This is a genomic window from Stenotrophomonas sp. CASM101 (genome assembly GCF_049384845.1).
GTDB classification, from domain to species: Bacteria; Pseudomonadota; Gammaproteobacteria; order Xanthomonadales; family Xanthomonadaceae; genus Stenotrophomonas; species Stenotrophomonas hibiscicola.
In genome coordinates this window covers 1-7,036 of record NZ_JBMRFR010000033.1, presented here as the reverse complement: position 1 = coordinate 7,036, position 7,036 = coordinate 1, and the positions used below count along the sequence as shown (strand labels likewise).

General features: G+C 68.0%; 9 protein-coding genes. 3 read left to right on the top strand and 6 right to left on the bottom strand.

Annotation, left to right across the window (positions count from 1 at the left end):
- On the top strand, nucleotides 1–96 hold a 96-nt coding region (locus tag VG543_RS21135; protein WP_134735908.1), incomplete at its 5' end, for an IS3 family transposase.
- 417 nt (nucleotides 97–513) lie between these two features.
- Here VG543_RS21135 and mdtD read toward each other — a convergent pair.
- The 5 genes from mdtD to VG543_RS21110 all read right to left on the bottom strand — a co-directional run bounded on the left by mdtD (nucleotide 514) and on the right by VG543_RS21110 (nucleotide 5,067).
- Nucleotides 514–1,923 (bottom strand): multidrug transporter subunit MdtD, encoded by a 1,410-nt coding sequence (mdtD, locus tag VG543_RS21130; RefSeq protein ID WP_026347030.1) that lies wholly within the window; start codon nucleotides 1,921–1,923, stop codon nucleotides 514–516.
- A 92-nt stretch (nucleotides 1,924–2,015) separates the two neighbouring features.
- Nucleotides 2,016–3,098: a uroporphyrinogen decarboxylase gene (hemE, locus tag VG543_RS21125; RefSeq protein ID WP_312543999.1), complete on the bottom strand. Its 1,083-nt coding sequence runs from the start codon at nucleotides 3,096–3,098 to the stop codon at nucleotides 2,016–2,018.
- A 26-nt stretch (nucleotides 3,099–3,124) separates the two neighbouring features.
- Nucleotides 3,125–3,364, bottom strand: a complete 240-nt coding sequence (locus VG543_RS21120) for a WGR domain-containing protein (RefSeq protein ID WP_423179236.1) — start codon at nucleotides 3,362–3,364, stop codon at nucleotides 3,125–3,127.
- A gap of 51 nt (nucleotides 3,365–3,415) precedes the next feature.
- A complete protein-coding gene (gene aroB, locus VG543_RS21115) occupies nucleotides 3,416–4,528 on the bottom strand; it encodes a 3-dehydroquinate synthase (protein WP_019660052.1) in 1,113 nt (370 codons plus the stop codon).
- A complete protein-coding gene (locus tag VG543_RS21110) occupies nucleotides 4,525–5,067 on the bottom strand; it encodes a shikimate kinase (RefSeq protein ID WP_423179235.1) in 543 nt (180 codons plus the stop codon). Before VG543_RS21110 ends, aroB begins: the two co-directional genes overlap by 4 nt.
- A 98-nt stretch (nucleotides 5,068–5,165) precedes the next feature.
- On the opposite strand from VG543_RS21110, the gene VG543_RS21105 reads away from it, so the two are divergent.
- Nucleotides 5,166–5,369, top strand: a complete 204-nt coding sequence (locus VG543_RS21105) for a dodecin family protein (protein ID WP_423179234.1) — start codon at nucleotides 5,166–5,168, stop codon at nucleotides 5,367–5,369.
- Between the two features lie 6 nt (nucleotides 5,370–5,375).
- Here VG543_RS21105 and VG543_RS21100 read toward each other — a convergent pair whose 3' ends face one another.
- Nucleotides 5,376–6,203, bottom strand: coding sequence for a kinase (locus tag VG543_RS21100; protein WP_329843420.1), 828 nt, complete (start codon nucleotides 6,201–6,203; stop codon nucleotides 5,376–5,378).
- A gap of 40 nt (nucleotides 6,204–6,243) precedes the next feature.
- Between VG543_RS21100 and pdxH the strand changes: the two genes are divergently transcribed.
- Nucleotides 6,244–6,843, top strand: a complete 600-nt coding sequence (gene pdxH / locus VG543_RS21095) for a pyridoxamine 5'-phosphate oxidase (RefSeq protein ID WP_346470137.1) — start codon at nucleotides 6,244–6,246, stop codon at nucleotides 6,841–6,843.
- The last annotated feature ends 193 nt before the right edge of the window (nucleotides 6,844–7,036 follow it).

The following is a 7,036-nucleotide window of genomic DNA, read 5'->3' as shown; positions in this document are numbered from 1 at the left end:
CAGTACTACAACCAAGAGCGAATCAAATTGAAATTGAAGGGCCTGAGCCCGGTACAGTACCGGGAGCAGGCCCAACAGGCCCAATCGGCCGCCTGACCCCTGTCCAAGTCTCGGGGGTCACTTCACCCTGGGGGCTTGGCCGCGGCATCCATGCCGCGGACACTCCCGCAACCGGACCCACCCCGCCTTCGACAGAATTCTGCGATCTGCAGTAGATCCACGCCATGCGTGGATGGTTTTCGATCTCAATTCGACATATTCGATCTCGATGGAGATTCATCCACGCATGGCGTGGATCTACCCGATCGCGAAAATCTGTCAAAGGTGGGGCGGTGTGGGCTTGCAGGACCGTTGGCGCCATGGATGGCGCCATCGAGCCCCCAGGGACGGGTTTACGGCGTGTCCTGCAAGCCCACACCGCCTCACCACCCACGGAATGCCTGCTTTTGCCGTTGCTGTTGCCTTGGCTTGAAGCCTCTGCAGGTGCAGGGCGGCAGCCCTGCCGAAGCACCCTCACTCCGCCACGTGCTCAACCTGCCGTGGCTCCGGCTTGGTATCCGGCAGCTGCCAGAAGATCATCGTCGAGGTCAGGGTGATCGCGCCCACACAGAGGAACGTGGCATGCAGCGCGGCGGTCGCGCTGTTGCTGTCCAGGTGGTTGCCGAACGCGGCCAGCAGGCTGCCGGCCGCCGCAGCACCGAAACCGGCGGCGAGCATCATCACCATCGACAGCAGGCTGTTGCCGGAACTGGCGAACTCGCGGTCCAGGTCGCGCAGGGTTACGGTGTTCATCACGGTGAACTGCAGCGAATTGACCGCACCGAAGAACGCCAGCTGCAGCAGGCGCCAGGCCAGGTGCTGGCCCGGTGTCATCAGGATGAAGCTGGCCATCGCCAGGCCCACCAGCACGGTGTTGACCATCAGTACGCGGCGGTAGCCGTAGCGCTCGACCAGCTTTACCGCCAGCTTCTTCGACACCATGCCGGCCGCCGCCACCGGCACCATCATCAGGCCGGCGTTCATCGGGCCCAGGCCCAGGCCGACCTGCAACAGCAACGGGATCAGCATCGGCATGGCGCTGCTGCCGATGCGCGAGAACAGATTGCCGAGGATGCCGATGCGGTAGCTGGGCACACGGAACAGGGCCAGCGAAAACAGCGGCGCGGTGGAGTTGGCGGCGTGCAGCCAGTAACCCACCAGCGCAGCCAGGCCGGCCACGGTCATCAGCATCACCAGCGCATGTGGCGTACCCAGGCCGGAGATGCCGTCCAGCGCCAGCGACAGCACCACCATCGCGAAGGCCAGCATGACGTAGCCGCGCAGGTCGAAGCGGGTGCGATGGCTGGCGTAGTGGTCGGGCATGATCTTCATCGCGGCGATGAAACCGATCACGCCGATCGGCAGGTTGATCAGGAACACCCAGTGCCATGAGGCGATCTCGACCAGCCAGCCGCCCAGCGTGGGGCCGATCAGCGGGCCAACCAGCGCGGGGATGGCGATGAAGCTCATCGCGCGCAGGAAATCCTCGCGTGGCACCGAGCGCATCACCGCCAGCCGGCCGACCGGCAGCAGCATCGCACCGCCGATGCCCTGCAGCACGCGCGCACCGACCAGCTGGTGCAGGTGCTGGGCCAACGCGCAGGCCAGCGAGCCGAGGGTGAACAGGATGATCGCCACCAGGAAGGTGCGCCGGGTGCCATAGCGGTCGGCGATCCAGCCCGAGGCGGGAATGAAGGTGGCCACCGCCAGCGCATAGCTGAACACCACCGACTGCATCTGCAGCGGGCTCTCGCCCAGGCTGGCCGCCATCGCCGGCAACGCCGTGTTGACGATGGTCGAGTCCAGCATCTGCATGAAGATCGCCAGGGACACCAGCCACAGCAGGGGACGCTGGCGGTTGTAGGTCGATGGCGATGTGGACATGGGGTGCGGCCGGTGCAGCGTGGGGGCCGCCATGATCGCGCACTGCGGGTCACGGCGCGATCAAGGTCGCGCCGTACCTGCATGCGGAATGCTCAGCGTTGGCTGTGCGCGTGCACTGCGTCGACCAGCACCTGTACATGCGCCGGGTCCATGTCCGGCGACATGCCATGGCCGAGGTTGAACACATGGCCCTCGCGCGAACCACCATTGCCAGCGGCATAGGTGTCGAGCACGCGCGCGGTAGCGGCGGCGATCGCATCCGGCGAGGCGTACAGCGTGGTCGGGTCGAGGTTGCCCTGCAGGGCGACGCGGCCGCCGGTGCGGCGCATGGCCTCATCCAGGTCCAGGGTCCAGTCCAGGCCCAGCGCGTCGGCGCCAGTCTGCGACAGTGCTTCCAGGTGCAGGCCGGTGCCCTTGCCGAACAGGATCAGCGGCGTGCGTTCGCTGCCTTGGCCACGGTCCAGGCCTTCGGCGATGCGCTGCAGGTAGCGCAGCGAGAACTCGCGGTACATCGACGGCGACAGCACGCCACCCCAGGTGTCGAACACCTGCAGCGCCTGCGCACCGGCCGCGCGCTGCGCGCCAAGGTAGGCGATCACGGCGTCGGTGGTGACCTCCAGCAGGCGGTGCAGGGCCTGCGGGTGGTTCAGTGCCATGGCCTTGATGCGCGCAAAGTCCTTGCTGCCACCGCCTTCCACCATGTAGCAGGCCAGTGTCCACGGGCTGCCGGAGAAGCCGATCAGCGGCACCTGGCCGTCCAGTTCGCGGCGGATCAGCCGTACCGCATCCATCACGTAGCCCAGGTCCTGTTCCATGTCCGGCACCGCCAGCCGGGCGATGGCGGCTTCGTCACGCACCGGGTGCCGGAACTTCGGGCCTTCGCCTTCGACGAAGTACAGCTCCAGGCCCATCGCATCGGGAATGGTGAGGATGTCCGAGAACAGGATGGCCGCATCCAGCGGGAAGCGGCGCAGCGGCTGCAGGGTGACTTCGCAGGCAATCTCCGGGGTCTTGGCCATGGCCAGGAAGCTGCCGGCCTTGGCCCGGGTCGCGCGGTACTCCGGCAGGTAGCGGCCGGCCTGGCGCATCAGCCAGACAGGGGTGCAGTCCACCGGTTCGCGGCGCAGGGCGCGCAGCAGGCGATCGTTGCGGAGAGGGCTGGTCACGATGGGCATTCCTTGGGCGAAAGTTGGCAGCGGCGTCAGTCGCCGTGCGAGAGGATCTGGAAACCGCGATGCAGTTCGGCATCGCGGGCCTTCTCGAAGGCATGGCGGGCTTCGTCGGCCTGCAGGAACAGCTCGCGCCGCAGCTGCGAGCGGCCACCGACGCGACCGCTCTCGCGCAACAGTTCCCAGCCGCCGAACAGGTCCGGCAGCAGGCTCAGGCGCAGGAAGCGCGGTGCCTGCGCGCCGGCATCGGGATGTTGCAGGTAGACGTGCATGCCGACGATTGTAGCGGGGCCAGAGTGACCCCGGCCGCAACGCGGCCGGCTCTACCGGCCCGACAGCACCTTCAGCACCGCCGCCTCATCCACGTCCGGCACCACTTCGGCACGCCCCATGCCGCGCCACAGCACCAGGCGCAGGCGGCCGGCCACGTTCTTCTTGTCCAGGCGCATGCGGCCGAGCAGGGCCTGCGGGTCGAGCCCGGCCGGGATTGCCACCGGCAGGCCCAGGCGTTCCAGCAGTGCCTGCAGGCGCGCGCGGTCGGCATCGTCGGCCAGGCCCAGGTCGGTGGACAGCTTCGCCGCCAGCACCATGCCCACCGCCACCGCCTCGCCATGGTTCAGCGCATCGCGGCCGGGCGCGGAGTAGCCCTGCTCGGTTTCGATGGCATGGCCGAAGGTGTGGCCGAGGTTGAGCAGGGCACGCTCGCCCTTCTCGAATGGATCGCGCTCGACGATGGCGGCCTTGTGCCGGCAGCTGCGCGCGATGGCTTCGGCCAGCGTGGCATCCTCGCCGGCCAGCAGCGCATCGGCATGCTGCTGCAGCCATTCGAAGAACACGGCATCGCCCAGCGCGCCGTACTTCACCACTTCGGCCAGGCCGGCACGCAGCTCGCGCGCTGGCAGGCTGGCCAGCACGCGGGTATCGGCGATGACCGCGCGCGGTGGATGGAAGGCGCCGACCAGGTTCTTGCCGGCGGGAATGTCGACCGCGGTCTTGCCACCGACTGACGAATCGACCATCGCCAGCAGGGTGGTGGGCAGCTGCACGCAGTCCACGCCCCGCATCCAGCAGGCCGCGGCGAAGCCGGCGAGATCACCGACCACGCCGCCGCCCAGCGCGAACACGCAGGCATCGCGGGTGGCGCCGAGCGCAGCCAGCGCTTCGATGGCACGGCCGAATTCGGCCAGCGTCTTGGAGGCTTCGCCGGCGGCCAGCACGTGCTCGCCGACGATCAGGTCGGGGCGTGCGGCCAACAGCGTCTGCTTGGCCGACGCCAGATAGCGCGGAGCCACTTCGCTGTCGCTGAGCAGCAGCACATGGCGGCCGCGCACGTGTGAAACCAGTGCAGCGCCATCGGCCAGGGCACCGGCGCCGATGGTTATGGAGTAGGGGCGATCGCCGCCAACGGCGACCTGCAGCAAGGCGGGGGAAGTCATGTGGTCATGTCCTGGCGCTGCCATTTCGTGGCCAGCTTGACTACCAGTTGGGCAGTCGCGTCGGCAGCGGTATACGGGTCGGTATCGAGCGTGAGGTCGGCCAGTTCTCGGTACAGCGGGTCGCGCTGTGCGGCCAGATCATGCAGCACCTGCTCGCGGTCCGGGCGCTGCAGCAGCGGCCGGCCCTTGTCGCGGGCCAGGCGTTCCAGCTGCGCGGCCACGCCGACCCGCAGGTAGACCACGAAGCCGCGCCGGGCAATCAATGCGCGGTTGTCCGGATCCAGCACCGCTCCGCCGCCGGTGGAGACCAGTTGGCCTCGGCCTTCCAGCACGCGGGCCAAGGCCTGCCGCTCATGGCTGCGGAAGCCGGCTTCGCCGGCGTGCTCGAAAATGGTCGGGATGCTGGCGCCGGCGGCGTCGACGATGGCCTGGTCGACATCGATGAAGTCCAGCGTGAAGCGCTCGGCCAGGCGGCGGCCGATGCAGGTTTTGCCGGCGCCCATCGGGCCGATCAGGATCAGGTTCGGAGCAGGATTCATGCCGTCTGATGCTAACACCTCCGTGCCCCGGCCTTTACGTCCTTCACGTCAGGGTAGGCGTTCCTGCGGGGTTTCCCGCGCCAACCGGAGTACAGGCCATGACGGTCGCCAAGGTCATCGAAATCACCGCCTCCTCGCCGAAGAGCGTGGAGGACGCCGTGCGCAGCGGTCTGAAGAAGGTCTCCGAGACGGTCAAGGGCATCCAGGGCGCCTGGGTGAACGAGACCAAGGTGGTGACCAATGGCAGCGGCGAAATCAGCGAATGGCGGGTCAACCTGCGGGTGACCTTCCTGGTGGAATAGGCGCGCTCAGCGCACGTCCTGCACCTGTCGCTGGCCGTCCAGCACCACCACGTGGTCGGCCAGGGCGGGCAGGGCATGCAGCGCCTGGCGGCTGACCCGCTCGTAGTACTGCACGAAGCGCTCCAGCTGTGGCCGGCTCATGCCGTGCCGGCCCGGCTGCGCGGCCTGCAGGTTCTGCTCCTGCTGCCAGCGCCAGCGCGGTACCACCGAGAAATCCGGCGGCTGCAGGAACCACAGGCGGTCGCAGCGCTGCCACAGCGCCGGGTAGTCGCGGGCCAGCACCTGGTTGCACCAGCGCCGCCAGCGACCATCGGCGTCGGCTTCGCGCTCCAGTGCGTTCAACGGGCTGTCCAGCGCGGCGTCATCCTGCGCCGGCGTGCCCAGGAACCAGCCTTCGAACACCAGCAGGTCGAGGGGCTGCTCGATACGCGGCCATTGCGCTTCGTGCACGCGTTCGTCGGCCAGCTTGTCGAAGCGGGGCATCGCCAAAGGTTGGCGTGCGGTTACGGCGTCGAGCACCGCGTGGGCCAGCGTCAGGTCGTGGGTGCCAGGCGGGCCGCGGGTGATCAGCAGTGGGTGCACCTGGCGGGCCAGCCGTTGGCGCTGTGCGCGGGTGAGGTAGACATCATCGATCGACAGCGTGGCTGCGTTCAGGCCGCGTGCCTGGGCGCGGGCCACCACCTGCGCGGCCAGCGTCGATTTGCCGCTCCCCTGCAGGCCGCTGATCGCCAATACTGGAACTGCTGCGCCGCTGCCCAGTGCATCGTCCAGCACCTGTTCGGCCAATGTTTCGGGGAATCCTTTCACCTGGGGCATATACGCAGCAGCGGCCATGCAGCCACAATAGCCCAATCCGTGTGAGAAGAACGCAATCATGAGCGACCTGTACGCAGAAGCCCTGTCCACGTTTGCCGCCCTGTTCGAAGAGGCCAGGCAGAGCCGCGAGGTCGAGCCGAACGCGATGACGGTGGCCACCGCCGATACGCAGGGCCGTCCCTCGGCGCGCACCGTGCTGCTGAAGGCCTTCGACGAGCGCGGCTTCGTCTTCTATACCCACCTGGACAGCCACAAGGGCCGTGAGCTGCGGGCCAATCCGCAGGCCGCGCTGTTGTTCCTGTGGCGCAGCCTGCGCGAGGCCGGCATCCAGGTGCGCATCGAGGGCCGTGTCGAGCAGGTCGCCGATGCTGAGGCCGACGCCTATTTCGCCAGCCGCCCGCGCATGAGCCAGATCGGCGCGTGGGCCTCGCAGCAGTCGAAGACGCTGGCAACGCGCGAGGAATTCGATGCGCGTGTGGCCGAGGTCGAAGCGCGCTTCGAAGGCAAGGACGTGCCGCGCCCCGACGGCTGGAGCGGCCTGCGCGTGGTGCCTGACCGCATCGAGTTCTGGTACGGCGCGCAGTTCCGCCTGCACGAACGCTGGTGCTATGAAGCCGGTGCCGAAGGGCGCTGGAGCAAGCGCCTGCTGTATCCGTAAGTCGGGGCGGTGCCGGGGCTGCGGTAGAGCCGAGCCCATGCTCGGCTGTTGTCCCTGCAGAAGCAGCCGAGCATGGGCTTGTATGTTCCTCCCGGCTCCTACGCGGTATGTAGGAGCCAGGGTGGAGGGACCGTCAACATGATATCTGCGGATAGCAGCCGACAGACGAGCCGAGCGATCCCCATCCCGCACC